Origin of the sequence: Desulfuromonas sp. CSMB_57 (assembly GCF_020194955.2) — a bacterium.
In the GTDB taxonomy this organism is placed as follows: Bacteria; Desulfobacterota; Desulfuromonadia; order Desulfuromonadales; family Syntrophotaleaceae; genus JAFCIY02.
In genome coordinates this window covers 167,151-190,892 of the sequence record NZ_JAFCIY020000001.1, presented here as the reverse complement: position 1 = coordinate 190,892, position 23,742 = coordinate 167,151, and the positions used below count along the sequence as shown (strand labels likewise).

22 protein-coding genes and 1 riboswitch are annotated in these 23,742 nt (G+C 57.5%); of the genes, 6 read left to right on the top strand and 16 right to left on the bottom strand.

What is annotated here, in order from left to right; translation table 11 throughout:
* Positions 1 to 15 precede the first annotated feature (15 nt).
* On the bottom strand, positions 16 to 864 hold the full coding sequence (locus JQN68_RS00820; RefSeq protein ID WP_225071246.1) for a hypothetical protein: 849 nt from the start codon (positions 862 to 864) through the stop codon (positions 16 to 18).
* 225 nt (positions 865 to 1,089) lie between these two features.
* Positions 1,090 to 2,280, bottom strand: a complete 1,191-nt coding sequence (locus JQN68_RS00815) for an MFS transporter (RefSeq protein WP_225071245.1) — start codon at positions 2,278 to 2,280, stop codon at positions 1,090 to 1,092.
* 466 nt (positions 2,281 to 2,746) lie between these two features.
* Positions 2,747 to 2,823: riboswitch (cyclic di-GMP riboswitch) on the top strand.
* 148 nt (positions 2,824 to 2,971) lie between these two features.
* On the opposite strand from JQN68_RS00815, the gene JQN68_RS00810 reads away from it, so the two are divergent.
* The gene (locus JQN68_RS00810) at positions 2,972 to 4,801 is read left to right on the top strand and encodes a putative bifunctional diguanylate cyclase/phosphodiesterase (RefSeq protein WP_225071244.1); all 1,830 of its coding nucleotides are present in this window, start codon (positions 2,972 to 2,974) and stop codon (positions 4,799 to 4,801) included.
* 76 nt (positions 4,802 to 4,877) lie between these two features.
* Here JQN68_RS00810 and JQN68_RS00805 read toward each other — a convergent pair whose 3' ends face one another.
* The 7 genes from JQN68_RS00805 to JQN68_RS00775 all read right to left on the bottom strand — a co-directional run bounded on the left by JQN68_RS00805 (position 4,878) and on the right by JQN68_RS00775 (position 11,233).
* Complete coding sequence (locus tag JQN68_RS00805; RefSeq protein ID WP_225071243.1) at positions 4,878 to 5,471, bottom strand: hypothetical protein; 594 nt, start codon at positions 5,469 to 5,471, stop codon at positions 4,878 to 4,880.
* Positions 5,443 to 6,258 carry a ParA family protein gene (locus JQN68_RS00800; protein ID WP_225071242.1) on the bottom strand — a complete coding sequence of 272 codons (816 nt, stop codon included), beginning with the start codon at positions 6,256 to 6,258 and terminating at the stop codon, positions 5,443 to 5,445. The genes JQN68_RS00805 and JQN68_RS00800 overlap by 29 nt, the downstream gene beginning before the upstream one ends.
* Positions 6,259 to 6,359: 101 nt before the next feature.
* A complete protein-coding gene (locus JQN68_RS00795; RefSeq protein ID WP_225071241.1) occupies positions 6,360 to 6,941 on the bottom strand; it encodes a hypothetical protein in 582 nt (193 codons plus the stop codon).
* 15 nt (positions 6,942 to 6,956) lie between these two features.
* Positions 6,957 to 7,472, bottom strand: coding sequence for a hypothetical protein (locus JQN68_RS00790; protein WP_225071240.1), 516 nt, complete (start codon positions 7,470 to 7,472; stop codon positions 6,957 to 6,959).
* A 12-nt stretch (positions 7,473 to 7,484) separates the two neighbouring features.
* Positions 7,485 to 8,261 (bottom strand): DUF4388 domain-containing protein, encoded by a 777-nt coding sequence (locus JQN68_RS00785; protein WP_225071239.1) that lies wholly within the window; start codon positions 8,259 to 8,261, stop codon positions 7,485 to 7,487.
* A gap of 71 nt (positions 8,262 to 8,332) precedes the next feature.
* The gene (locus JQN68_RS00780) at positions 8,333 to 9,685 is read right to left on the bottom strand and encodes an FIST signal transduction protein (RefSeq protein ID WP_225071238.1); all 1,353 of its coding nucleotides are present in this window, start codon (positions 9,683 to 9,685) and stop codon (positions 8,333 to 8,335) included.
* A gap of 315 nt (positions 9,686 to 10,000) precedes the next feature.
* Positions 10,001 to 11,233 (bottom strand): GGDEF domain-containing protein, encoded by a 1,233-nt coding sequence (locus tag JQN68_RS00775; RefSeq protein ID WP_225071237.1) that lies wholly within the window; start codon positions 11,231 to 11,233, stop codon positions 10,001 to 10,003.
* 234 nt (positions 11,234 to 11,467) lie between these two features.
* On the opposite strand from JQN68_RS00775, the gene JQN68_RS00770 reads away from it, so the two are divergent.
* The 4 genes from JQN68_RS00770 to JQN68_RS00755 all read left to right on the top strand — a co-directional run bounded on the left by JQN68_RS00770 (position 11,468) and on the right by JQN68_RS00755 (position 15,206).
* Positions 11,468 to 12,604 carry a lytic murein transglycosylase gene (locus JQN68_RS00770; RefSeq protein ID WP_225071236.1) on the top strand — a complete coding sequence of 379 codons (1,137 nt, stop codon included), beginning with the start codon at positions 11,468 to 11,470 and terminating at the stop codon, positions 12,602 to 12,604.
* A 251-nt stretch (positions 12,605 to 12,855) separates the two neighbouring features.
* Complete coding sequence (locus JQN68_RS00765; protein WP_225071235.1) at positions 12,856 to 13,344, top strand: hypothetical protein; 489 nt, start codon at positions 12,856 to 12,858, stop codon at positions 13,342 to 13,344.
* Positions 13,345 to 13,836: 492 nt separating this feature from the next.
* Entirely contained in the window at positions 13,837 to 14,256 is a 420-nt protein-coding gene (locus JQN68_RS00760) for a (deoxy)nucleoside triphosphate pyrophosphohydrolase (protein ID WP_349632288.1), read from the top strand.
* A gap of 107 nt (positions 14,257 to 14,363) precedes the next feature.
* Positions 14,364 to 15,206, top strand: coding sequence for a competence/damage-inducible protein A (locus tag JQN68_RS00755; RefSeq protein WP_225071234.1), 843 nt, complete (start codon positions 14,364 to 14,366; stop codon positions 15,204 to 15,206).
* A 30-nt stretch (positions 15,207 to 15,236) separates the two neighbouring features.
* Here the strand turns inward: JQN68_RS00755 and ppk1 are convergent, their stop codons facing one another.
* The 5 genes from ppk1 to JQN68_RS00730 all read right to left on the bottom strand — a co-directional run bounded on the left by ppk1 (position 15,237) and on the right by JQN68_RS00730 (position 20,962).
* A complete protein-coding gene (ppk1, locus tag JQN68_RS00750) occupies positions 15,237 to 17,288 on the bottom strand; it encodes a polyphosphate kinase 1 (protein ID WP_225071233.1) in 2,052 nt (683 codons plus the stop codon).
* Positions 17,289 to 17,445: 157 nt separating this feature from the next.
* The gene (gene pap, locus JQN68_RS00745; protein WP_225071232.1) at positions 17,446 to 18,924 is read right to left on the bottom strand and encodes a polyphosphate:AMP phosphotransferase; all 1,479 of its coding nucleotides are present in this window, start codon (positions 18,922 to 18,924) and stop codon (positions 17,446 to 17,448) included.
* A gap of 18 nt (positions 18,925 to 18,942) precedes the next feature.
* Complete coding sequence (locus JQN68_RS00740) at positions 18,943 to 19,440, bottom strand: SixA phosphatase family protein (protein ID WP_225071231.1); 498 nt, start codon at positions 19,438 to 19,440, stop codon at positions 18,943 to 18,945.
* A gap of 15 nt (positions 19,441 to 19,455) precedes the next feature.
* On the bottom strand, positions 19,456 to 19,920 hold the full coding sequence (locus tag JQN68_RS00735) for a CYTH domain-containing protein (protein ID WP_225071230.1): 465 nt from the start codon (positions 19,918 to 19,920) through the stop codon (positions 19,456 to 19,458).
* A gap of 4 nt (positions 19,921 to 19,924) precedes the next feature.
* Complete coding sequence (locus tag JQN68_RS00730) at positions 19,925 to 20,962, bottom strand: CHAD domain-containing protein (protein WP_225071229.1); 1,038 nt, start codon at positions 20,960 to 20,962, stop codon at positions 19,925 to 19,927.
* Between the two features lie 307 nt (positions 20,963 to 21,269).
* On the opposite strand from JQN68_RS00730, the gene JQN68_RS00725 reads away from it, so the two are divergent.
* On the top strand, positions 21,270 to 22,841 hold the full coding sequence (locus tag JQN68_RS00725) for a Ppx/GppA phosphatase family protein (protein ID WP_225071228.1): 1,572 nt from the start codon (positions 21,270 to 21,272) through the stop codon (positions 22,839 to 22,841).
* Between the two features lie 204 nt (positions 22,842 to 23,045).
* Here the strand turns inward: JQN68_RS00725 and JQN68_RS00720 are convergent, their stop codons facing one another.
* Positions 23,046 to 23,447 (bottom strand): type II toxin-antitoxin system HicB family antitoxin, encoded by a 402-nt coding sequence (locus JQN68_RS00720; protein WP_225071227.1) that lies wholly within the window; start codon positions 23,445 to 23,447, stop codon positions 23,046 to 23,048.
* Complete coding sequence (locus tag JQN68_RS00715) at positions 23,444 to 23,638, bottom strand: type II toxin-antitoxin system HicA family toxin (protein ID WP_225071327.1); 195 nt, start codon at positions 23,636 to 23,638, stop codon at positions 23,444 to 23,446. Before JQN68_RS00715 ends, JQN68_RS00720 begins: the two co-directional genes overlap by 4 nt.
* Between the last annotated feature and the right edge of the window lie 104 nt (positions 23,639 to 23,742).

Here is a 23,742-nt window from a genome sequence, read left to right as displayed (position 1 = left end):
CTTGTTCGTCGGCCATCAAGGGATGGTCGCCGAAAAGACAGCGCTTTCCCTGCCATCCGGATTGAGCACCTGCAGGAGCACCGTTCTCGGCTGGCTGCTGACCGGATAGCGATGATAAATCAGGGAATTGCAATCGACATAAGTCAGACGGTCCACTTGCATGGAACTGGCAGGCACCGCGGGAACCTGACGGCCATCGGCAATCAGCCGGGAATTGAACAGGAAATTGCGTCCGGAAATGATCAGTTGATAGTGATTGAGAAACTCGGCACCAACCGCGACACTGCGAATTTCCGGCGTCGTATCGACCAGCAGAGCAACGGCAAGAGACATCTGACCGTTGGGATTACGCAGTTGCACCTGATGCAATCCCGCCGGCAGATCGGGAACATTGAACAGCAGACTGTCACCGGTGCGGGTGGCGTCCAGGGCAGCGCCGTTGAGCAGCAACTGCACACCAGCCTGCAGACCACGCCCCGCAACCGTTACCCGCCGTTGCTCAAACCCGGAACAACCATCGATTTGGCTGGGGCTCAAGGACAGAATCTCCGGCGGCGGCAAAATCAGCCGGAAGGTCAGAGTGGCCGCCGAGATGCCCTGCATCGACTGAAGCGCCAGCAGATATTCCCCCTCGGGCAAGGCCGGGACGGTAAAGGTCAGACGAGCCGGCTCAACCCGACTGGGCGCCAGCAGTCGGTCCCCGAAAAGGATCCGTTCCGAACCATCGAAAGGTCCGCCCAGCACCGTCACCCGACTGCCCGGACCGCCGCTGGCGGGTGCCAGGCCGGCCAACCGGGGTGCCTGGGCCAAGGCAACGCCAGACATCAGAAGCAGCACCGCGCATGTCAACAACCAACGTTTCATGCCCTATCCTCCCTTGCGCCTGCTGCTATTTAAGCATACCCGGGCCGAAACACAAGGCGTCTAGGAGGCTGTCGGACTATCCGGGCTGAAGCGAAAATTTGGATGTTTGAGCACAGATTTTAGCTCGTTTGAAGGTTCATAGCCGTAGCTATGGGCCGAAAAGGAGCTGAAATATGGGCCAAAGAGCCGAATTTGCAGCCAGCGCATGAATAGTCCGACAGCCTCCTAGGACCGCCCGCCGTCCTCAGCCCTGCCCCAATGAAGAAAAAACAGGGCGGATGCCACGGCCACCAAAGCACCGAAGATAAAACCGAAATCATAGCCGAAGCGCTGCACAATCATTCCCATGCTGGCGGCACTCAGCATCATGCCAAGAAAAATGCAGGCATTGTACATGCCCATGGCCAGACCACGTAACGCGCCAGGAACCGACTCGGCGATAAGCACTCCCAGCAGGGTAAAACCGATGGCCATGCCGGCACCCAGGGTACATCCTCCGGCCAGCATGGCAGCAAAAGAGTTCATCCTGCCAAGCGGTGCAAGTCCAACGGCAAACAGCAAAATCCCGCCGGCGGTCCACAGCAGCGGCCGGCGGAGGCTACGACCCAGATATCCGAAGGGAATGCGTGCCAGGGTGTTGACCAGGGCCTGACTGCCGAAAACCAATCCAATCTGGCGGCTGTCAAGACCCTGCTGTCGGGCATGCAGCGGCAGGAAGGTCAGAAACAAGCCCAACCCGAAGCAGGCCCCCAAAGTCAAGGTCAGGCACGCGACGAAACGTCTGTTGCCCGCCAACCGAGCACAACCGGCCCGAATTCCACCCAGAGCGGAAGGATCGGCACTGGCCGGCGAGGGGGGCAACAGATAACCGGTGGCTCCAAAAAGGCCAAGCAACAGCAACCCGGAAAGGAGAAAAACGGGACGCAGACCCAGCAATTTGCCCAACAGACCGCCGACCGCCGGGCCGGTGGCCATGGCGGCATAGACAGCGGTGGTATACCACCCGTAAGCCTGGCTGAGGGGTCGGGGAGCGGCCACATCGGCCACCAAAGACATGAGGTTGGGCGCAAAGGAGGCCAATCCGGTGCCAAACAGCAGGTAGACAAGGGCCATCTGCAGTGGATTTCGGCAAACCGTAATCAGCAGGGAAGACCCGGCGATGAGCAACAATCCGCCACGAATCAGCCTTTTTCGACCAAAGCGATCCGACAGCAGCCCTCCAGGGATGGAAAGCAGCCCGGCTGAAAGCATAAAGGCGGCATTGATCAGGCCGACCTGTGCCGGGCTCCCCCCGACGGATGCAGCCAATAGCGGCATAATCGGCAGACGCAGATAAGAACTGAAAAAACCCAGGCCACCCACCAGGCAGCATGCCAACAACAGTCTTCCGGAACGATGCTCCTGACCCTTTTGCATATGAAGCCCTATCGTTGTGCGACACATTCCTACACATGCAGCGGCCGATTATCTGGCCAAACTCAACCGGTGAACACTGCTTAGCCAACGGGTTTGACAGCGCAATGACTTTTCCCAGCCGCCACACAGAGTGAACCTGCCAAAAGGCTAACGGGTCATGGTGACCATGGCAAATACTCACTCACCATGATACCGGCCCCATTCAGGGCACAGATTTCCCCGCGGCGGATCGATCCTTTATGGGTCCGCAGGCAGATACCGTAAACCCGTAGATTTGACATAGGGATTGATAATATATAAAAATTTACCTATCAATCTGATTATGGTAACCCCGCACCCAAAATCCCAGGGACGGAACACCTCTCACCTGCAATCATACGCCCCTATGAATTTAAGGACAATTTATGTTTAACGATTTTTTATACTTGACAAGATTTATGCTTACGGGTAGGTTTTCCGTGTGATTTTCGAAAAGTAGCAAAACCGGAGTAATCCGGTGACGCAAAGCCACGGGTCCTCATCGAGGATCGCCGGGTTGCCGAAAAATGACACGATATGTGCTCCTTCTCAAAGCGCTTTCGCGATTTTTTCGGAACCCGTCCTTTTGTAAAGGATGGGTTTTTTTGTTTTCGACGCTTTTGGGCTGACCATTTTTCAGCCGGAACCGTGGAAAGAGGGAGCTCCGTCGCCCATGCCACCCAGCGCTCACATCCTGATTTACGTCATTATGGGCACAACTGCTTTGCAGGTACTGCTCTTTATCATCAAAAAGAGACTTGCTCCGAAACAACCCGTTGCCGCCCATATTCAGCAGCAACTGGACCTGACCCGACGGGCTCTCGATGCAGCCCCCGTCGCCATGGGCATGGTTGACCTGCATGGCCGACTGACCTTTGCCAACCAAGCCTTAATCACGCTCTGGGGCTATGGGCAGGCAGGCGATATGCAGGACAAAGCCCTGGTCGACTTTTTTTTGGATCCCGTGGAAGTCATTGCCGGCATGCAGGCATTGAAAAAAAACCGGGCCTGGCAGGCGGAAATCGCGGCCACGCACCATGACGGCAGTCGGTTCCAGATTGAAGTCCATGCCCACCCCCTTCCCGGTCACGATGGAAAACCACTGGGGTTCACGGCTCACTTCACCGATCCGACGGAGCGGCGCAAGGTCGAACAGAAGTTGCGAAAGCTGGCCTATTACGATTCCCTGACGGATCTGCCCAATCGCATCATGCTGCAGGATCGCATGAACCTGGCACTTGGCCACGCCGCCCGCCTCGGCGAAAGCGTCATCCTGTTCACCCTGGATCTGGACAACTTCAAACAGATCAACGAGTCCCTGGGACATGCCAAGGGGGATGCGATCCTGCGTCAGCTTGCCACTCGTCTGGGCAAAACCATCGGTCAGGGCGACACTCTTGTGCGCTGGGGCGGCGATGAGTTTGTCCTGCTGCTTACCGGGTATCAGGATGAGGCGGCCATCGCCCGGGAGGCCCGCCGGATTCTGGATTCGGTCAGCGAACACCCCTTTGAACTGGATGGGAGTGAAGTGTTCACCTCGGCCAGCATGGGCATCGCGCTGTTCCCCCGCGACGGCGAGGAACAGGAAACGCTTCTGAAGCATGCGGAAACCGCCCTCTATGAAGCCAAAAAGCACGGCGGCAACGTCTATCAGTTCTTTTCAGAGCCCCTCCAGCAGAAAATCGTTGCCCTGCATCAAATGGACGTCAACCTGCGGCGGGCATTGCGCCAGGAAGAATTTTTCCTGGCCTACCAACCGCAGATGGATCTGCGCACCGGCCGTCCGGTGGGCATCGAGGCCCTGGTCCGCTGGATGCACCCGCAACTGGGTCTGATATCGCCGGCGCAGTTCATTCCTTTGGCCGAAGAGAGCGGTCTGATTCGGCCTCTGGGCAAATGGATTTTACGCACCGCCTGTCGCGAGGCCATGTCCTGGTGGAATGCCGGCAGGCCCTCCCTGCGACTGGCGGTCAACTTCTCCACCCAGCAATTCCGCCAGACCGACATGCTGGCGGAAATCGAATCCGTGCTGCAGGAGACCGGATTTCCGGCTCACCTGCTCGAACTTGAGATTACCGAGAGCGCCTTTCTGGAAAACATGGCGGACGCCATCGAAGTCCTGGTGGATCTGAAGACGCGCGGCATTCAGATTGCCATCGATGACTTTGGCACCGGCTACTCATCCCTCAGCTACCTGAAAAACTTTCCCATCGATCGCATCAAAATCGCCCAAACCTTTGTGCGTGACATCCCTGCGGATCCGGAGGACATGGCCATTGTGGATGCCATCATCGCCATGGCGACACGACTGGGGCTGGAGCTGGTCGCGGAGGGGGTGGAAATGCCTGAGCAGATGCAATTTCTGCGGGAATGCGGCTGCCACATCATGCAGGGCTTCCATTTCGCAAAACCGATGCCGGCAGCGCAAATGGCCGATTTCCTTTGCCGTTCATGGCCGATGCAGAGTACCGACGGCGCTCAAGCATCGTTACACTGCCCCTGAAGTGGGGCAAGCACACCTAAATGAAAGAAAGCAGGCTGTCGCGCGACAGCCTGCCTGCATTTCCTTTTTTTAGCGACTAATCGATATGGGGCAGGTTTTCCAGGATCTTGCTGGTGATGAGGGCCTTGTGGGCAAAAAACCGGAATGAATCCGGCGATACCAGGCCAACGATAAAATACTCGGCCGTATTCGAAGGCGTTACCAGGCCGGCAATGCGCCGTTGGCCGTAGTCCAGATCGATCCAGAGCAACTTTCCGGCTTCCGGATCGATACGCTCCAACTGCTCCAGGGAGCAGATCATTTCGGCCCCGGTGCATTCGAAGCCGGCCTCGGGAATCAGCCCCTGACTGGCGATGATAAATCCCTGGGAATCCACCACAAAAGCAGCATGGGACCGGGTTGCTTCCAGGCACCAGCGAATGCAGTCATCCCATGTTCTGATAGTCTCCGGCGGCGCAAGCTGCTCGGCTTGGCCGGCGGCGGTCGTCGGGCAGGCCACCGAGACGGAACCGGAGAGGGCCTGCATCGGCCGCTGGGGAAACTTCAGAAAAGCGGCCTGTGCCTGAATGGCGGCCTTCTTGCGGGCAACGGTCACGGCAGCCGGAGCCAGGGCACTGAGGATCTGCTGCGCCTGCTTCAGGTCATACGAGTTCACGTTGCGGTCTTTCATGGTCGTCTCCTGTCTCGCCACCCAGGCTGTGAATCAGGCCTTTCACCTCATTGGCCAGAATATCGAAGCGCGCCGCTTCGGGTGGATATTTCCCTGGCAGAAAGGCCACCGGCAACCCCTTCTCACTGGCCATGCTGAACACTTCCGCACGGGGTATGTAGGTTTCCAGCACCCCGCTGAGGGAGGACCAGGCCGTATTCATGATGGAAAAAGAAACATCCCGGCTCAACTCCACCATCACGGCGAGGATGCCGAGCAGGTGCAAATCGGGGTTTTCCTCTTCACGCACATGTTGCAGGACCCGCAGGGTCTGGGTAATGGCCCGCAGCGCCATGGGCTCGGCCTGCAGGGGCAGCAGAGCAAAGTCGCTGACGGACAGAGCCATACGGGTAATCTGACCTAGCCCCGACGGAGTGTCGATGATTATGTAGCGATAGTCGCCGGCAACGGCGGCGAGCACGTCCTCCAGAACCGATGATGAGTGAAGCGCCTGTTCATAGGCGGCCACATCCAGAGGGTCCAGACGCCCGCGCGGCAAGATGGAGAGACCGGGCAGTTTGGTCGGCATGACCACTTCGCCGATGGCTGCTTCCTGCACCAGGCATTCCGCCAACCCTTTCCACTCCGTATCGCTGCGGGCCAGGGAAAAACCGATACCACCCAGAGGGTCCACGTCGATGAGCAGAGTCGGCTCCCGACTCTCGGCCAGCGCCACCGCCAGGTTGAGAGCCACGGTCGTCTTGCCCGCTCCGCCTTTTGAACTCACAATGGAAATAACGTTGGACATCTTTTGCTCCGCTTCCGGATATGACGACGGAAGTGCCGCCTTGCGACTGCCGTCACCCGTTATCTGCGCTAATCCCGGAGAAATCCTTGGCAGGATAGGCGCTATTTTTTGGTGACGATGAACTCGCCATAGGGATCTCCGACTTCAAGCCCCTTGGTCTGCTGACAGACATAGGTATCCATGCCGTCCGGGTAGGGATCGGCATAAGCCAGGTCGAAAAAGGCCTGACTCAACCCCCGAAACATGTAGGCTCGCAACCCTTCCCCGCCGCTGTCCGCCTCGTAATAATCAAAGGCTCGGATAACCATCCGCTCACCTTCCTTGAGCTGTACGATGCCGGCTTTGGCCCAGCCCCAGGCGGTAAAGGCCGCATAGGCGCCGCGCAGAATGTCCTTGGCCCCTTCGGTGACCATGGGCATGACCGCTTCATTAAAAGATTCGGAGGTAATGATGCCGCAGCCCGTATGATAACCGCATTCATAGGCCGCCCGCACCAGTCCGGCCTCAACCTCGGCTTTACGCTCCGGCGGCGCCGCGGCCATAATCCGTTCGGCAAAGCTGTTCAGCAAGGCAACCGGCAGCAGATTGACCAACACTTCATATTCGGGAATCAGGCCGTTTTCATCCCCCTGGACCGTTACCTTGGCCAGGCTCTTCACCACGGTGTCGCGCATTACCGTCATTATTTCATTCCTTCCTCAAGCAGCCCGGACGATGAACCGACTCTCCGGCGCTCCCATGACCATCCCTTCCTGTTCCGTGACCGCAAAACTTCTGGCCGGCAGGCCGAAAGCCGCGCCGAACAGGGCAGCCGCAAAACCGCAGGCAAGGTAATTGACCGGCCGGTCCCGCTCCCCCCATTTCATGCGCCATCCTTCATCGAGATGGGAGCGCTGTAAACGCACTTCGCCACCCGTACGGTCGCCGGAAGCCGCCATTTTGCCAAGGCCGAAGGTGGCGAAATAGGCTTCACCGATACGCATCCGCTCGTCTTCGGACAGGGTTCCCTGTTGCTGGAAATAATCGTCCAGCACGGTTCGAATGGAATCCTCCACCACTTCGGCCAAAATTTGCGGCCCGCCGATATCGCTCAAATCCTCCACCAGCTTGGTAATCAGGCACAGGTAATGGTGAGAATGCCGCACCACCGGATGACCGTTCAAAAAATTCCGAAAGGTCTTGTCATCCAAAGAAAAATTCAATTCCAAAGACACTTGCTCACCCTCCTAGAAGGACTGTCCCAACTCAAGAAACAGTTTCTTGGTTTTATGGCGGATAATGCCCAACTTCGAGGCATCCGGCGTCACCACCGCGGCAATGGCATCCCCCACCGGTTTGCACATGATGACCGAACGGCCATATTCGATGAACAGGTCCTGGAAGTGATCGATACTCAATTCCGAACCCATTTCTTCGATGCCGTTGACCGCATGAGCCAGAGAAGCGCCGAGCACGTCGATGTTCACCCGCAGACTGCTGCCGGTGGAATCGATGACGAACCCATCCCGACCGACGATCACCACCGCATCGATTCCGGGGACCTCCAGCAGATCATTCATGACCTCGGTTGCTCCCCTGACGGCTTGTTCCATATCCTTACCCCTTTCTTCCATCACGGCCGCAGTCTGCTCCCTGACATTACCGGCTCCGTGATCCATGGACACCATGGCCTCAAGAATGGCATGCTGAACGGACAGCCCGACGGTTCTGTTCTGGGCATCAACACCCGGAAAAAAACGAAAAGAACCTTCCTGCCAGCCGAGCAGATCGGCGAATCCCGTCAGCCCCGTCAACTTGCCGGAAGTTGCGGATACCAACTCCCCGCCGTCGAAATAGACTTGTCCCTGCTCCTTGTCGGGGTGCCGCACCACCTTGATGACACCCTTCTTCGAGCTTGAGGAAAGAAACTGCAGCAGGTCGGCGATATTGGTGGATGAGAGATCCCCCTTCAGCCCGCCGTCTTTCTGCTCCAAACTCAGTATCTGCTTAAACTGATCGCTCATACATCAATCCTGTCGAGAACCGGCTAAGGTGAAAACCTGCAGGCCAGTGCATGCCGCCTGAAGCGGATTGACTACTTGAAAACCAGCATGGTGGCCGTTTGATTGATATGCCCGATATACTGTTCCCCGTAGGTGCTGAAACCGATCATGGGAATATCGGAAAACAAGGCACCATAGTCTTCGGTAAGCTGTTTTTGTTTCAGTTCCAAGGTTCGAAGAATGCAGTTGAAATTAACCACGGCGGAAATGCTTCCCATACGCCGCTTGGCCTCTTCAAGCGCCACTTTAGTATCTTGGACGATATTCCCCGATTCCAGCAGGGAGAGTTCCATGCCCTCCCGGATGCTGCAATAGAAGGACATGGTGCCGCCTTTGATCTGCTGCGGGCTGCGAACGAAAGGTTCGCCTTCAACAATCAACCCCAGCGGATTGCGCATGAAATAATCGGGGGCCTGTTCGACACTGGTACCGAGGGCGTCGGCGTATGCTTCGGCGGCCGGCCGATCGTCGAACTCCAGCACCTCGCGACGGGCTTCATCCGCCCAGGTGACCCGCAAGGTTTTATTCAAGGACCGAAAGCTCTGGGTCTTGATGAAGGAAAATCCGATCTCCGGTCGCATCAGCGCCAACACCGCCGCATCGGTATAGGAACGGCCGTTGGCATAAACGTGGGTAGCGGAAAATTGCAGATCATCGCCGGCCGAGCCCCCGACAAACGTGACATCGGTTAAATCGCCGATGGTTTCCATCAACTGTTCCTCGGCGCCGCGCAGGCCATCGACCAACACCAGTCCGACGTAGGCATCAGGATCCATGGCCGCTACCGGGGTTCGATAATGTTTGGCAAAGGAAGCGAAGGCATTATGCAAGGCGTGGTCATTGGACAGCCCTTCGACCACTTCCACCCGAACATCCCCCGCTGCCCGTCGATGAAAGGCCATGGCAACCATGCCGCCATCAAGCATGCGGCCGCTCATCAACTCTCCCGAAGTGGAACAGCCGAATACCTGGGAACCGGGAAAAGCCGCCTGCATCTGCCGGCCCACGGCGTCGGGCGCAAAACGACTGGCGGCAAAAAACAGGACCATGGCCGGCTTGCAGGGCTGTAGCCGTCCGGCTATTTCCGCTACGCTGGCAGCCAAATCGGTCTGGGTGGAACAGGCCACATGAAAGTACTCGCCATCCGCACCGCTGCCGACAGCAGCGGTGGGAGCACCCTGGGTCGCCGGCGCCCCCTGTAAGTCCTGTAGAAACTGCTCGAGACAGGCCATAACCGTCGGATCATCCTCGGACTGTGGCGTGAAACGAGCCGGGTTGATCCCTTTGAGGATGAGTTTGGTCTTGACGATGCGCTCCAGCATCGGATTGCCGCCGGCCCGTTGCTGAATGATGGTATCGATCATTTCCCGAATTTTTCCCGCCACAGCTGGCCTCCTTATCAAACTTCGGCAGATACCGTAAAACCTGGTTCCAGAACGGCAAGATCAAGCCGTCTTGCAGTAGCAAAGAACTAAGTACCGGCAAATAAGTTCATACATAATTGAAGAAATTACATATCTAAAAAGTAATGTCAAACACTTTTTTAAAAATTTCAAAAATTTGACAAAAACGCTTTCCCAATATCAGAAATACGTTCACTATCGACACAAAGGGCAAGATTTTGACACAAAAAGGCCCGTCTCCGGACCGGGCAAGACGGGCACTTGGGGCCGCTGAACAAAGGCATCTAAAATCCGACATCAATCCTTCAGCAGGTAATGATTGAAAGGATTGGATCCGGCAGGGCCCAAATCGCCGAGGTCCGCGGACCAGACCTTGACCCGGTTACGGCCCTCCTGCTTGGCTGCGTACAAAGCCACATCGGCCCGATCCAGAAAGGTCTCCACGTCCACGACTTCAGCGGGCGTCAGTACCGCAATGCCGACACTGATGCTGATGGCCACCGGCCCCACATCCGTGGTCAGGGCCATTTTGGCCATGGCCCGTACCAGACGCCAACCGACCTCCTCGGCCATGGCGGCATTGGTTTCCGGCAACAGCACGGCAAATTCATCGCCGCCATAACGGCAGGCGGTATCCGCGGAGCGGACCAGGGCCTGGATGGCAACGGCGGTCTGCCGCAAGGCCTGATCGCCGACCAGATGACGGTAGGCGTCGTTGATCTCCTTGAAATGATCGATATCCAGTAGAATCAGGGCCAAATCCCGCAGGTGCCGCTGTTTGCGATCCAATTCCTGCCGGGTCATGATCAAAAAATGCCGCCGATTGGCCAGACCGGTCAAAGAATCTGTCAAGGCGGACTCCTCGGCTTCCTGACGAGCCTTGTCGACGGCCACCAGCGCCCGGCTCAATTCTCTGGCCTGCCGTTCGATGGTACGGCGCTGCAGAAACTCCGCGCGAATTTGCCGCTCCAGGGAGTAGCAGATAAACATGCCGCAGAAATTGAACGTCAGCAGAACGAAAGTGTTGTTGAAAACCATGGCGCCGGCCAGATCACTGCCGTTGAGCAGAACCAACTGGTAGAGAAGAAACACCGCCCACGCCGCAACATTGGCGGCGATAAAGTCGGGAACAAAGGAAAAAAAGATCATGACGCACAGCAACAGGCCGATGAAATAGATGAGATTGCCCGGCATGGGCAGCCGGGAAATCATGGCTACGATTCCCGCTCCGCTGGCGAGACAGCCGAGGATATGCGCCAGACGCTTGATACGGAAATAGCGTTTGTGGTAGGAAAGCAGATAAAGCAGGCCCAGCAGAGGACAGACCCCGAGATACCGGATGGACCAGGCAAACCTCCTGATTTCCGGAACAATCAGGACATCCAGCACCCCGAAGGCGGAATAGAGGACCATGCCGAGCAGCAAAGTGAAGCGGATGCGGGCCAGGCTGATGCCGTAGTAATAGCGTTGAAAGGCGGCTTCAAGTCGTCGATCCCCGAACGTCAGAAAAAGGCTTTTCAACCGAACCATAACCTGCGCTCCCTGCTCCCGCACATAACAACAAATACCCAACTGCCCCGCACGTTGGATACTTGGAGCACATCAATTCTTAGAGGGCACTATAACAAGGTTGACCAAGGACTGCAACGTTTTATCGAACTCCCGATTTTTGCTCCTTTATAAATGGAAACCGCCGCCTTTTTCATCGGTTTCCATTGAAAGAGCTGCTGATTTGCATGCCCCCGAATCACAAGGAACGATTAAATGCATCATTTTGCATCGCGAGGTTTTTCATCTCTCTTGGTTGCCGGCCTGTTGTTGGGTCTTATCGGTGCCTGCAAACCCCTTCCGGAAACCATCCCGCCTGCGGCCAAGACCACGGCAGACCCACCACCGCCTGCGTCGCCTCGCCTGATTGCGGTTGAGCCGGCTGCAACCGCACCACCGGAGGATCCGGCCTTTCAGTCCTGGCTGGAGGAATTGGCCCGGGAAGCCCGGACCCTGGGCATCCGTGACTCGACCTTGGCGGCTGCCTTGCAGGGCCTGCAGCCGCTGCCGCAGGTGGTGACCCACAGCCGGCAACAGGCCGAGTTCGTTCTGGCCACCAGCGAATACGTGCGGCGCATGGTTTCGGAACACCGCATCCGGGAAGGTCGACGCCACCGGGACCTCCATGCCAATCTGTTGCAGGAAGTCGAAGAGAAGTTTGGGGTTCCGCACTCCGTCCTCCTGGCCCTGTGGGCCATCGAGAGCGACTTCGGGCAGGGCCGGATGCGGTATCCCATCGTCGACGCCTTGGCCACCCAGGCTTACCAGGGCCGCCGGCAGAGTTTTTTTCGCAAAGAGTTGCTGGCCGCCCTGACCATTCTCGATCAAGAACACCTGCAGCGTGAGGATTTGCGTGGTTCCTGGGCCGGCGCCACCGGCCAGGTGCAGTTTCTGCCGTCTTCCTACCTGGCCTACGCCGTGGATTTCAATGGCGACGGCCAGCGCGACATCTGGAACGAGCCCGCCGACATCCTCGCCTCGGCGGCCAACTACCTGGTGCGTGCGGGCTGGAAAAAGGGCCTGAACTGGGGCATGGAAGTCAGCCGGCCGGCCGGTTTCGACCCGTCCCTGGCCGGCCTGGACCAGCGCCGCAGCCCTTCGGAGTGGCGGCAACTGGGGATTCGAGAAGCAAGCGGGCCTGACGACCGAAGCTTGGCGCTGCTCCTGCCCGATGGCGCAACGGGCCCGGCGTTCCTGGTCTCGGACAATTTTCGCACCCTGTTGCGCTGGAATCGCTCCATTGCCTTCGCCCTGGCCGTTTCCCAACTGGCGGAACGCATCGCCGAGCAACCGACGACCGGCGCCTCCTCCAGTTTCTTCGCGGAAACTCCGGAAAAAACCAGGTTGCCTTAGCCGCAACCGGTGCCCTATTCCGTACTGGCGCACCTCCATCCCGGCCAATTTCCTGCCTTGCAGATCGGCCAACCGGGGGCATCCTGCCGACCCGGTCGGTGACTTTTAAGGTCATGAGCAGGTAAACCTTTTATTCCCTTCCCCGTCTGGGTAACCGAACGCAAGTACGAAAGACGCAAATATCAACCTTGGCATTTTTTGTGCATTTCTCAGTCACTGTTTCGGTGCCACATCAAGAAGGAGGGTTTTTCATGCTTCGTATGGTCACCTTGCTACTGGCCGTCACCCTGCTGACCGCTCCCGCTGTTGAGCAGGTCCAGGCGTCGGATGTCGGCTTTGACCTCAATCTGCATATCGGCAGTCGCCCTCGAACCCCGATCGTCATCCAGGAACCGCCTCTATTTCTGGCGCCCAGCACCCTCGGCTTCCATGTCGCCGTCGGCGTTCCTTACGACATGGTCTATATTGACGGCCGCTACTATGCCTATCAAGGCGGCGGTTGGTTCATGGCTCCCAGCTATAACGGCCCTTGGCGCGGCGTGGGTCCCAAGCATCTGCCCCCCGGCCTGGCCAAGCGTCGCCATACGGAGATCGTCCGCATGCGCGAAGCCGAATACGCCCGCTACCGGAAGGATCGGCAGCACTACCGGGGCCAATCCTTTCGCCCGGACAAGGGCCATGGCGCTCCGCAACCGGGCCATAACGGCAAAGGCCCGGGCCACGGCAACAAACGCAAGTAACCTGGCTTTCCTCCCCGGCAGGCAGGGCCTGAGGCCGGAACGAGGGTACCCCCTGCCCTCTTCTCCGGCCTCAGGGCTGAGCAGCAGGGGCCGGCTCGCATCGGCTTTGGCCGGCACGATAACCGGCCCCGATTTTTTTCCACCGAAAAGCTGGCATCATGGTTCGTGACCCCCAAGGGATTCAGAGTCACCCGATTCCCGGGAGAGTCAAGCTGTTGACTGTCAGCGACCTACCTTACCGCAAAAACATTAGAAAGATTGACATTGAGACAAGCTAAGATGTAATCTTTTCCAAAGGACAAATTTTGACAGCAATAATTCATCAGCCGCGGAGAAGGCTTTCCCGCACCCCCGGAATGAGGTTCGTATGAACGCTTATTCGGGTCCTGAATGCTGTCCCACGGGCACCAGGTCATTTGGCGCGGGCGCCCCAAAACCCTTTGTTGAAACATTATTTCTGACAGAGCTTTCGACGGAAACGAAAGGATCATTGTGGCGGTTCGCGAAATCATCAATATCGATGTGGCCTGCGCCATTATCGAAAAGGACGGTCTGGTGCTGGCGGCCCAGCGCAGTGAAACCATGAGCCTGCCCTTGAAATGGGAGTTTCCCGGCGGCAAATTGGAACCGGACGAGAGCCCTGACGACTGCCTCAAAAGGGAGTTGATCGAGGAACTCGGCATCCAGGTCACCATCCAATCGGCCCTGCCCTCATCCAATTGGCAATATTCCACCTTCGCCATCACCCTGCATCCCTTCGTCTGCTCCATGCACGGCGACACCATCCGACTGACCGAACACAAGGCCATCCGCTGGGTGGAGCCCAAAGACTTGCTGACTCTTGATTGGGCGGCGGCGGATGCGCCGGTCCTGCGCAACTATTTCAACTACCGAACGGGCCGCCAAAACTGAAGGACCCAAAGTCGTTCAACACCTTCCATGGTCATGGGGTATAATGGAGCAGGGCATCGACTGCAGCCCGCAAACCTTCCACATCAGGCATACTCAGGGAGCAAACCATGCCAGACCCGGGGACCGTGGAAATCTTCATTATCGGCAATGAGATCCTGACCGGTGAAATCCAGGACACCAACACCCATTGGCTGTGTCGGGAAATTCATCAATTGGGAGGACGGGTTGAACGCGCCATCGTGCTGCGCGACGACCTTGATGCCGTCGCAGAGGAACTGAACGCCGCCCTGGTCCGCGGGGTAGCAGTGATCTTCACTGCCGGAGGCTTGGGGCCGACGGCCGATGATCTGACCCTGGCGGCGGTGGCCCGGGGAACCGGTCGGCCACTGCAACGCAACGACATCGCCCTGCGGATGATCCAGGCCAGCTACGATAGCCTGCACCAGCGGGGCATCCTCGCCCAGGGGGGCCTGACCCCGGCCCGGGAAAAAATGGCCTGGTTGCCCGCTGGAGCCATGCCCCTGGCCAACCCCGTCGGCACCGCCCCCTGCATGCTGTTGGAAACAGGGACAACGACCATCATCAGCCTGCCGGGAGTGCCGCCGGAGCTCAAAGGCATCTTCAGCAGTTCACTGCAACCATTTCTGCAGTCCACCTTCCGCGGCGGTCTGGCCGCCACCCACACCCTCTGTGTCCGTTGTAATGATGAGTCCACCATGGAACCGGTGCTGAGCCGGGTGGCGCCCGCCCACCCCGGAGTCTATATCAAATCCCTCGCGACCCGACCGGGCGAGATGGCGGAACTCGACATCATTCTGACCGCCGTGGGGGCGGATCGGGGGACCGTTGAGGCTGCCGTCAAAGCGGCCTTGACGGACCTGCGCATCGGCTTGGCCGGTCTCGGCCTGACCTGTTGGGACAAGGCCCGGACGGATATGGAACAGCCATAGCCCAGGCTGGTCCATGGCCCGCATGCGATGCTAGGGCAGAGCGCCGAATTTTTGCAACAGCACCTGCTGGCAGCGATGCGCCGGCGCGGCAGGGTCCAGATCGCGTGGATCCCCCTCTGAAGTCGCATACCAGGGCCGGGCCTTGACGTTGTCCACCCATTGAATTTCAAAATATTCCCGCAACTCCTGCTTCAGTTGGGGACTGTAGATGGGACACATGACCTCGGCCCGGCGATCGAAATTACGACCCATCCAGTCGGCCGAACCGATGAACACCTTCTCCTCACCGCCGTTGGCGAAAATGCAAAAGCGCGTATGCTCCAGGAATCGGTCGACAATACTGATGGCCTGGATGTGATCGCTCAACCCCTGCTCCGCCGGAACCAAAGAAAACATGCTGCGCACGATCAGGCGAATCTCCACCCCCGCGCGGCCCGCCTCGTAGAGCAACCGGATCATTTCCTGATCCGCCAGGTTATTGATTTTGAGCAGGACATAAGCCTGCTTGCCGGCCAACGCGTTCCTGATTTCTCCGCGAATCAAGCGCTTGAACTTGTCGCGCATCTGGAACGGGGCCACCAGAAGGTGGCGGAAGGTCGCCATGCGATACTTGTTTTCAAAAAAATCATACAGCTTCACCACATCGCCGGTCAGTCGGCGGTCACAGGTCAGCAACATGTGATCGGTATAGAGCGAAGCGGTATCTTCATTGAAATTCCCCGTTCCCAGACCGCAATAATGCACCAGCCGCTTTTTCTCCTCCCGGGTAATAAGGCACACCTTCGGATGAACTTTCAGACCGGATACCCCATAGATGACCCGCACCCCCTCTTCGCGCATGGTGTCGGCCCACTCGAGGTTGGCGGCCTCGTCGAAGCGGGCCTGTAATTCCATGACCACGGTCACCTTCTTGCCGTTTTTGGCGGCATTGACCAGGGCATTGACGATATGGGAGTCCCGGGCCAGACGATAGATGGTCAGCTTGATGGATTTGACCGCCGGGTCGACGGCGGCTTCCCGCAACAGGTCGACAAAGCTGCTGAAGGTCTGATAGGGAAAATGAAGCAGGATCTCCTGCTTGCGGATGGCGGCCAATAGACTTGTCTGTCCCTGCAGCGCCGGATGCACGCAAGGCGTAAATGGCGGATAATAGAGCTGCTGCCCGCCGACTGCGGGGAACTTCATGAAATCTTTGAAATTGTGATATTTGCCACCCGGGATCAGGCTGTCGTCCTCGCCCAGACCGAGTTTGTTGACCAGGTATTTCAGGTATGGCTTCGGCATATCCCGATCATAGACGAAACGTACCGGACGGCCGACTTTGCGTTTGCGCAAGCTGTCCTGGATCTTTTCCACATAGGTTTTCGAGAATTCATCCTCAAAATCCAATTCGGCGTCCCTCGTCACTTTGATGGTATAGGCACTGAAGTTATCATAGTCAAAAAACGAAAAGGTATCCGGCAAACACAGCCGAATGATATCCTCCAGCAAAATAATGAATTTTTTGTCGTTTTTTTGCGGAAGAATAATGAATCGGGAAATTTTCTGATCCGGAACGTGTATCAGCGCATAATGGTGGATTTTTTCATTTCCCTTTTCACTCATCTGCACGGCCAGATAGATGGAATGATCTTTAAGAATCGGAAACTGCTCTATCTGATCAATCAACAAAAGAACCAGATGTGGCCGGATATTCCTATAAAAAAATTCCCGCAGATAATTTTCCTGTTCGGAGTCCAGAGAGGATTCGTCGATCAGAAAAATATTTTCCTTCCGCAATTCATCGAGAATCTGGCGATACAGCCGATCGAAATCATTGGTTTGTTCAAGAACGATTTCCTGGATTTTTTTCAAAACCTTGTTGGGGTTATCGCCGATGATTTTTTTGGCGCGCGGGCCGAGATTGCTCAGGCGTCGCAAGGTGGCGACGCGAACCCGAAAAAATTCATCGAGGTTAGAGGAAAATATCCCCAAAAACTTGACCCTCTCCACCAAGGGAACGGCCGGATCGGCCGCCTCTTGCAAAACCCGGCCATTGAAGTGCAGCCAACTGATCTCTTTGTTGATATAGGATTTGCTCACGATTACCCCGATGCCCCCATGATTAAATAAAACTTGTGATACCATGCAACATGGCACCTCATCTCAGGCGGTTCGACCCCGACCAAAACCTGATAGTAACCGGAAAATGTTAGGCGATTGTTGGCGAACGCCGCAGACTTCCGATAAGAATGAGTCCTCAGAGGGCTTTTTCAATCTGCTTGCAGAGGGTTTTCAGAACCTTGATGCGGGCGAAACGCTTGTCGTTGGCCTCGACCAGGGTCCAGGGGGCCACCACAGAACTGGTCCGATCGATCATGTCACCGACCGCCTGTTCATAGAGGTCCCATTTTTCGCGATTGCGCCAGTCGTCATCCGTAATCTTGAAGCGCTTGAATTCCACCGTCTGCCGCTCCTCAAAACGGATCAATTGCTCATCCTTGCTGATGGCCAGCCAGAATTTGACCACCAGAATCCGATGCCGCACCAGCTCCTCCTCAAAATCATTGATTTCTCCGTAGGCTCGCATCCAGTCCATGGGACTGCAGAAGCCCTCCACCCTTTCCACCAGCACCCGCCCATACCAGGACCGGTCGAAAATGGCGAAACGGCCACGCCGCGGCAAGTGCCGCCAGAACCGCCAGAGGTAGGGCTGCGCCCGTTCCTCGTCCGTGGGCGCGGCGACAGGCACCACCCGGTAATGGCGGGCGTCCAATGCCCCGGTGACACGCCGGATGCAGCCCCCTTTGCCGGCCGCATCGTTGCCTTCGAACACCGCCACTACGGACAGATCCCGGAATCCGGGTTGCCGTGAAAGCAGATTGAGTCTTCCCTGATATTTTTCCAGTTGTTTTTCGTAATCGGTCTTTATCAGGGAACGGGATAAGTCGAGGGTTTTGAGGACATGTATGTCATCGATGGCCGGCAGCAAGGGCGGCAAGGTCTCTGGCGGGCCGGATTCCTGTTTGGCCTCCAGGCGTTGCTGCAGTCCCTGCAACAAGGATCGGCCCACGGTCAGGGAACGATAAGCCGCATCGCCCCCCTCGACCACAATCCAGGGGGCGATGGCGGAACTGGTATGGCGCAAGGCATGCTCGGCGGCCCGCAGGATTTTATCGTAATAACGATAATGGTCCCAGTCGGTATCGCTGACCCGCCAGCGGGTCGTCGGATTTTTCTCCAGGGCCTTGAATCTTTGTCGTTGGCGCTCCTTGGAAAGGTGCAGCCAGACCTTGACCAGCAGTGCGCCTTCATCCGTGAGCATCCTTTCGAAACGGCAGATGCGATCCATGGCCTGATCGAGTTCCGCAAGGCCGATGCGTCCGTAGGCCCGGTCGAAAATAGCCGACATGTACCAGGCATCGATAAAAATCCCGGTTTTGCCCTTGGGCGGCAGCGCCTGCCAGAAGCGCCACATGGGTGGTCGATCCCGTTCCTCGGCGTCCGGCTTGTCCGGGGCGCAGGTGACGATATGGCGGGGATCCATCCAGGTGTTGAGCAGGTTGACCGTCTCCCCCTTGCCCGCGCCGTCAAAACCGGTAATAACGATAATGACCGGAAACTCCCGGTTCTGAAGCACATCGAATTGCGCATCCAGCAGGGCTTCCCGCAGTCCGGGCACCTGTTGCCGGTAGGTATCCTTGTCGATGTGATGACCCAGTTCCGCGGATTCGAACATGGCACGCACCCCTTGGGACTATTGTGGCGTTCCGTCCGGGTAATCGAAAAAAATCAGGCAACCCTGCCCCGGAGCAAGGTCCGACCAGGCGGCGATGTCGAATTCGCTGCAGACCACGCCGCAGGTGGGGATATGGTCGATGGCAAAACTGTTGATAACATTGCTCAGATCGGTAAACCCGGGATTGTGCCCGACCAGCATGACGTGCCGGCACGCCTCGTCCAGGCCGTGCAGAATATCCAGCAATTCCTCGGCGGAAGCTTCATAAATCCCCTCCTCCAACGCAACCCGGGCTTCAGCATAGCCGAGACCGCGAGCCACCAACTGCGCGGTCTTGACGGCTCGCCGGGCGGGACTGGTCAGGATTGCGTCCGGCATAAATCCCTTTTCAGCCAACCGCTGAGCCATGCGTTGCGCCGCATCCTTGCCGCGCTTGCTCAAAGGCCGTTCCCGGTCCTCAACGGGGCCATTTTTGCCCTTGGATTTGGCGTGGCGAAGCAGGGTCAGAATTTTCATGACGGCATTCCCTTTCTACCACCGCGTGAAGGGATGACGCACCAGATTGGCATTGTAGTAGCGCGGATCATGGGATACTTCTTCACCGATCCATGGCGGCAGCGCAATGGCCTGTCCCTCTTCCTGCAGTTCCACTTCAGCCAGGATCAGGCCCCTGTTTTCATCCAGGAATTCATCCACTTCCCAGACCAGTCCGGCATGTTCGACGCGGTAGCGGTATTTTTCGATGAGCGGTTTCAGGCAGAGGCGATCCAGCATCTCGTTGGCATCCTGCACCGGGATGGGATATTCATACTCCGGACGCGAAAGGCCGGAGGTGCGTCCCTTGATGGTCAAAAAACCCCCTTGGTCCACGACCCGAACCCGGATGGTACAACCCTTTTCGGCGAGCAGATAACCTTGGCGGTACAGAACCCCCAAGGCATGGTTTTTCCAGGTTGCGTCCTTCACAAGAAACTTCCGCTCGATTTCCATCGCCATATGGTCACCCCTGCCCCGGGAAGGAATCGGCCACCGGTTCCGCGCTTTGGGACGGACGGGAGAGACGCTCCCTGACGGGAAACAATTCCTCGAACAACTGGCGCTGCCTGGCTCGCTGGAATTCGGCAAACGTCTCCCGGAAAGCTTTTCTAACCTGTCGTTGCTGCTGCTGAAGATCGGCCGCCAACATGCCCATGGCCATCAGGGTAGCGGGCAGGACTTGCTGTTCCTCAACCATCTGATTGCCGAATTGGCGCAAGGCATTACCGTGCACTTCCAGATCCTGAAACAGCCCCAGGTTGTCCTGCAGCGACTTCAACGCTTTGATCAGCCGGTCGATTTTTTTGGGCGGATAAAAACCTTGGAAAAATTCCAGCAGGTAACGCAACTTCTTGCAGCTTTTTCGTAGCTGGTGGAGGTCGGCGGGCGGAGACGAGCGGCGAATCGCCTGACCCTGCTTGACCACACGTCGGTAGGCGCGGGCGATCTGTTCTCCGGCCACCGTCAAGACCGGGCGCATGGCATTGGGCAGCACCGTATTGACGGGCACGGATTCGTCCAGAAAACCTTCCCAAGCGCCCAGCAATTGCCGATAGCGATGCGATTTGAGGGCTTTTACCACCCCGGCCTGCTCCCGGCTCTGATGATTCTGCAAATAGGTGCGTAGCGGTTCCAGGTCCGACTGAGCCGTCAACGGCAGACGGTCGGCGTAGTCCGCATAGCGCAGCAGGTAGACATCCATGTCCCGTGCCGGCCCGGTGACTTCACCCAGCCAGGCAAAACCGCTGCGGAACCGGTTCAGCTTGCGTTGCGGAAAAATGCCGCGAATCTGCCCCAGGGCGCTGCGCATTCGTCGCACCGCAACGCGAAAATCGTGCAGGCACTCGGGATCCAGACCCGCCATCGTCCCCGCCTCCATGGCCTGCAGGATCTCGAACTGCTGCCGAAGAATGATTTTCGCCGCAGCGTCCGTCCGCATGCCGCCGTCCAGATGCAGAATCGGTTGATCTGGTGGGTTTCCGGCTGTTTTCCGCTGTTTCATTATTTCTTCTTTTTCCCCTTTTCGAGATCCTTCTTTTTGAGCTTGGCAGGCTTGCAGACATGTTTTTTCTTGTCGCTTACCGCTCCGCATTTCTCACACTTGAAAGCACCGGGATGTTTTTTGACCTCGGACTTGCCCTTGAGACAGGATCCCATAAAAAAACCTCATCATCCTTGAGTTGTTTCCGACTGTTCAGGTTAGTATAGTTGCTCAAGCAGGCTTTGCAAAGCAAGGCCGGCCGCAATAGTCCGCTAACAAATGGATGGAACACTCGGTTGTCGGCAACATCCAGCTCCCGGAGCCTCTCGTGACCCCTGCACAACAGCGCCTGGCCGCCATTGATATTGGAACCAATTCCATCCGCTGCATCGTGGTGGAAGTGGACGAAGCGGGCAGATTCAAAACTTTGGATGACGAAAAAGCCACCGTTCGCCTGGGCGAAGGACTGACCGGCAGCGGTGAAATTTCTCTTCAGGCCTGGCAGCGCGCCGAAGCCGCGCTGCAGCGCATGCGCATGATCGCCGCCGGCCATGGGGCGGAAATCATTGAAGCCGTGGCTACCAGCGCGGTGCGCAAGGCCCGCAACGGTCAGGCCTTCATCGCGGCCATGGCAAAGGCCACGGGCATCCGCATCGACGTCATCTCCGGAGAAGAAGAGGCCGAACTGGCGGTATTGAGCGCCCGCAACAATTTCGTCCTGGAAAATCAGCGCTGCGGACTGGTGGATATCGGCGGCGGCAGCCTGGAAATCATCGTCACCGCGGATGGTCTCATCGAAAACATCTGCTCCCTGGAACTGGGAGCTCTGGTTCTGACGGAACGCTTTACGGCCGGGGATCCGGTGTCGGAAAAAGACCTGAAGGCCCTGCGGCAACACGTGCACGCTACCTTGAAGAAGAATCTCGACGAGGAGGATTTCGACATCCAGTGCCTGATCGGTTCGGGCGGAACCATGACCACCATCGCCGGCATGGTCATGGCGATGCGCAATGAGCAGTTCAGTTCATTGCACGGTTATGAAGTACTGCGCTCGGAAGTGGTCCATCTGTTGGCCATGCTGCGACGTAAAACCCTCAAGGAACGCAAGTCTCTGCCAGGCCTGAGCGCCGATCGGGCGGACATCATCCTGGCAGGAGTGGCCACGGTCGATGAGGTGATGCGCTATTTCGGCGTCAACCTGCTGCGAATCAACGCCGTCGGCATCCGTCAGGGATTGATCCTGAAAAGCCTCGAGAAACATGGTCTGGGCGCGGCGCAAGCCGCTGCGCAAAACAGCATGGCATCGGTCCTGGCCTTCGCCCGCCACTGCCACGTCAACGAACGTCATGCCCGCCAGGTTGCCCGTCTGGCCCTGCTGCTCTTCGATACCCTGGCTCCGCGTTTCGGCTTGACCCATCGCGGCCGGCAGTTGTTGGAAGCCGCCGCCTTTTTACATGATGTCGGCTACTTCATCAATTACGAAAAACACCACCAGCATTCCTACCACCTGATCCGGCACGCCAATCTGTTCGGCTTTTCTCCCCTGGAAAGGGAGATCATCGCCAACCTGGCCCGCTACCACCGGAAAAAGACGCCGCGCAAGAAACACGAAAACTTCGCCCTGCTGCCGACGGCCATTCAGCCCCAGGTCAAACAACTGGCCGCCATTCTGCGCCTGGCCGACGGCCTGGACCGACGGCGTAATCAGGCCGTGCAGGCCATGGACTGCCGCTTGACCGACAACCGGCTGGATATCACCTTGGACGCCCACGAGGTCCTGACGGTGGAAATGCACTGTGCCGAAGATCGCAGCGACCTGCTCGCGGAGGCTTTCGGACTGCGGGTCTCTCTGCAAGGGCGAATCTGCACCACCGGACAGAACCTCGTCGCTGCCGACTGAGGAGTCTGGGAAGAGCAAGCATCCTCGGTCAAACCGCAGGCTTTTTAGGTGAGCGGAAAACGACCATCCAGGATTCCGGCAGTCAGATTTTCAAGAGCATCCGGGATGCCATTCAATGATGACAAAAAAGGGGGAGGCGGCACTCAATAAAAAGGCCCCTGGGAATTGCTCTCCGGGGCCTTTTTTTGAGAAGGGCGGGGTCGGTTAGGCGTGATGAGCCATATATTCGGCTACCGCCTGGGCCAAAAGTCCGGAGCGGGTTTCCCCATGGCGGCGGGCGTACTGATCGACATCTTGCAGCAACCGTTCGGGCATGGTGATGTTAACCCGCTTCGATTTGATCGACAGGCGGCTCACGTCCACGTCAACAACCGCCCAGACCGCTTCCCGATAATCGGGGTTGGCCTGGTGTTGCTCAATTTGGACCGGGGCGGGGATCGGCTCACCGTCGAGCAGCAGGCCCTCCAAATGGCACTCAGCCGCTTCCCGAGCGTTATTGATAGCTTCTTCGATGGTCTCTCCGGCCGAGAAGCAGCCAGGGAGATCGGGAAACGTCACGCCGTAATCAGTTCCGGTGTCTTTATGCAGGGCAATTGCGTATTTCATTTCTCGCTCCAGTTCCAGCCGGCCTGCCGATAGATATTCCGAAGCGTTCCGGCAGGCAAATCCTTTTTAGGGTGGGGCACCGTGACTTTGCCGGATTTGGTGGGGTGCTTATATTGGCGATGATCCCCCTTGCAGTGGTGAAGGCGCCAACCCTCCGATTCCAAACGTTTGATGATCTCCCGGCTCGCCATAGTGTGTATAATACACATCAAAGAAGGATAAAGCAACAAGCAAGTCGTTTGTTTCACCACAGTGTTCCTGAAATGCCTAAACGGAGGGTATCATGAGTAGAGTC

What these genes read in the sequence shown, in the direction of transcription:
- JQN68_RS00765 (WP_225071235.1), top strand. Translation starts at nt 12,856, where the DNA reads ATGCTTCGTATGGTCACCTTGCTACTGGCCGTCACCCTGCTGACCGCT.
- JQN68_RS00800 (WP_225071242.1), bottom strand. Translation starts at nt 6,258, where the DNA reads ATGTCCAACGTTATTTCCATTGTGAGTTCAAAAGGCGGAGCGGGCAAG.
- JQN68_RS00795 (WP_225071241.1), bottom strand. Translation starts at nt 6,941, where the DNA reads ATGACGGTAATGCGCGACACCGTGGTGAAGAGCCTGGCCAAGGTAACG.
- JQN68_RS00820 (WP_225071246.1), bottom strand. Translation starts at nt 864, where the DNA reads ATGAAACGTTGGTTGTTGACATGCGCGGTGCTGCTTCTGATGTCTGGC.
- JQN68_RS00740 (WP_225071231.1), bottom strand. Translation starts at nt 19,440, where the DNA reads ATGAAAATTCTGACCCTGCTTCGCCACGCCAAATCCAAGGGCAAAAAT.
- JQN68_RS00810 (WP_225071244.1), top strand. Translation starts at nt 2,972, where the DNA reads ATGCCACCCAGCGCTCACATCCTGATTTACGTCATTATGGGCACAACT.
- JQN68_RS00785 (WP_225071239.1), bottom strand. Translation starts at nt 8,261, where the DNA reads ATGAGCGATCAGTTTAAGCAGATACTGAGTTTGGAGCAGAAAGACGGC.
- JQN68_RS00770 (WP_225071236.1), top strand. Translation starts at nt 11,468, where the DNA reads ATGCATCATTTTGCATCGCGAGGTTTTTCATCTCTCTTGGTTGCCGGC.
- JQN68_RS00720 (WP_225071227.1), bottom strand. Translation starts at nt 23,447, where the DNA reads ATGAAATACGCAATTGCCCTGCATAAAGACACCGGAACTGATTACGGC.
- JQN68_RS00775 (WP_225071237.1), bottom strand. Translation starts at nt 11,233, where the DNA reads ATGGTTCGGTTGAAAAGCCTTTTTCTGACGTTCGGGGATCGACGACTT.
- JQN68_RS00815 (WP_225071245.1), bottom strand. Translation starts at nt 2,280, where the DNA reads ATGCAAAAGGGTCAGGAGCATCGTTCCGGAAGACTGTTGTTGGCATGC.
- JQN68_RS00715 (WP_225071327.1), bottom strand. Translation starts at nt 23,638, where the DNA reads ATGGCGAGCCGGGAGATCATCAAACGTTTGGAATCGGAGGGTTGGCGC.
- JQN68_RS00735 (WP_225071230.1), bottom strand. Translation starts at nt 19,920, where the DNA reads ATGGCGATGGAAATCGAGCGGAAGTTTCTTGTGAAGGACGCAACCTGG.
- JQN68_RS00730 (WP_225071229.1), bottom strand. Translation starts at nt 20,962, where the DNA reads ATGAAACAGCGGAAAACAGCCGGAAACCCACCAGATCAACCGATTCTG.
- JQN68_RS00755 (WP_225071234.1), top strand. Translation starts at nt 14,364, where the DNA reads ATGCCAGACCCGGGGACCGTGGAAATCTTCATTATCGGCAATGAGATC.
- JQN68_RS00805 (WP_225071243.1), bottom strand. Translation starts at nt 5,471, where the DNA reads ATGAAAGACCGCAACGTGAACTCGTATGACCTGAAGCAGGCGCAGCAG.
- pap (WP_225071232.1), bottom strand. Translation starts at nt 18,924, where the DNA reads ATGTTCGAATCCGCGGAACTGGGTCATCACATCGACAAGGATACCTAC.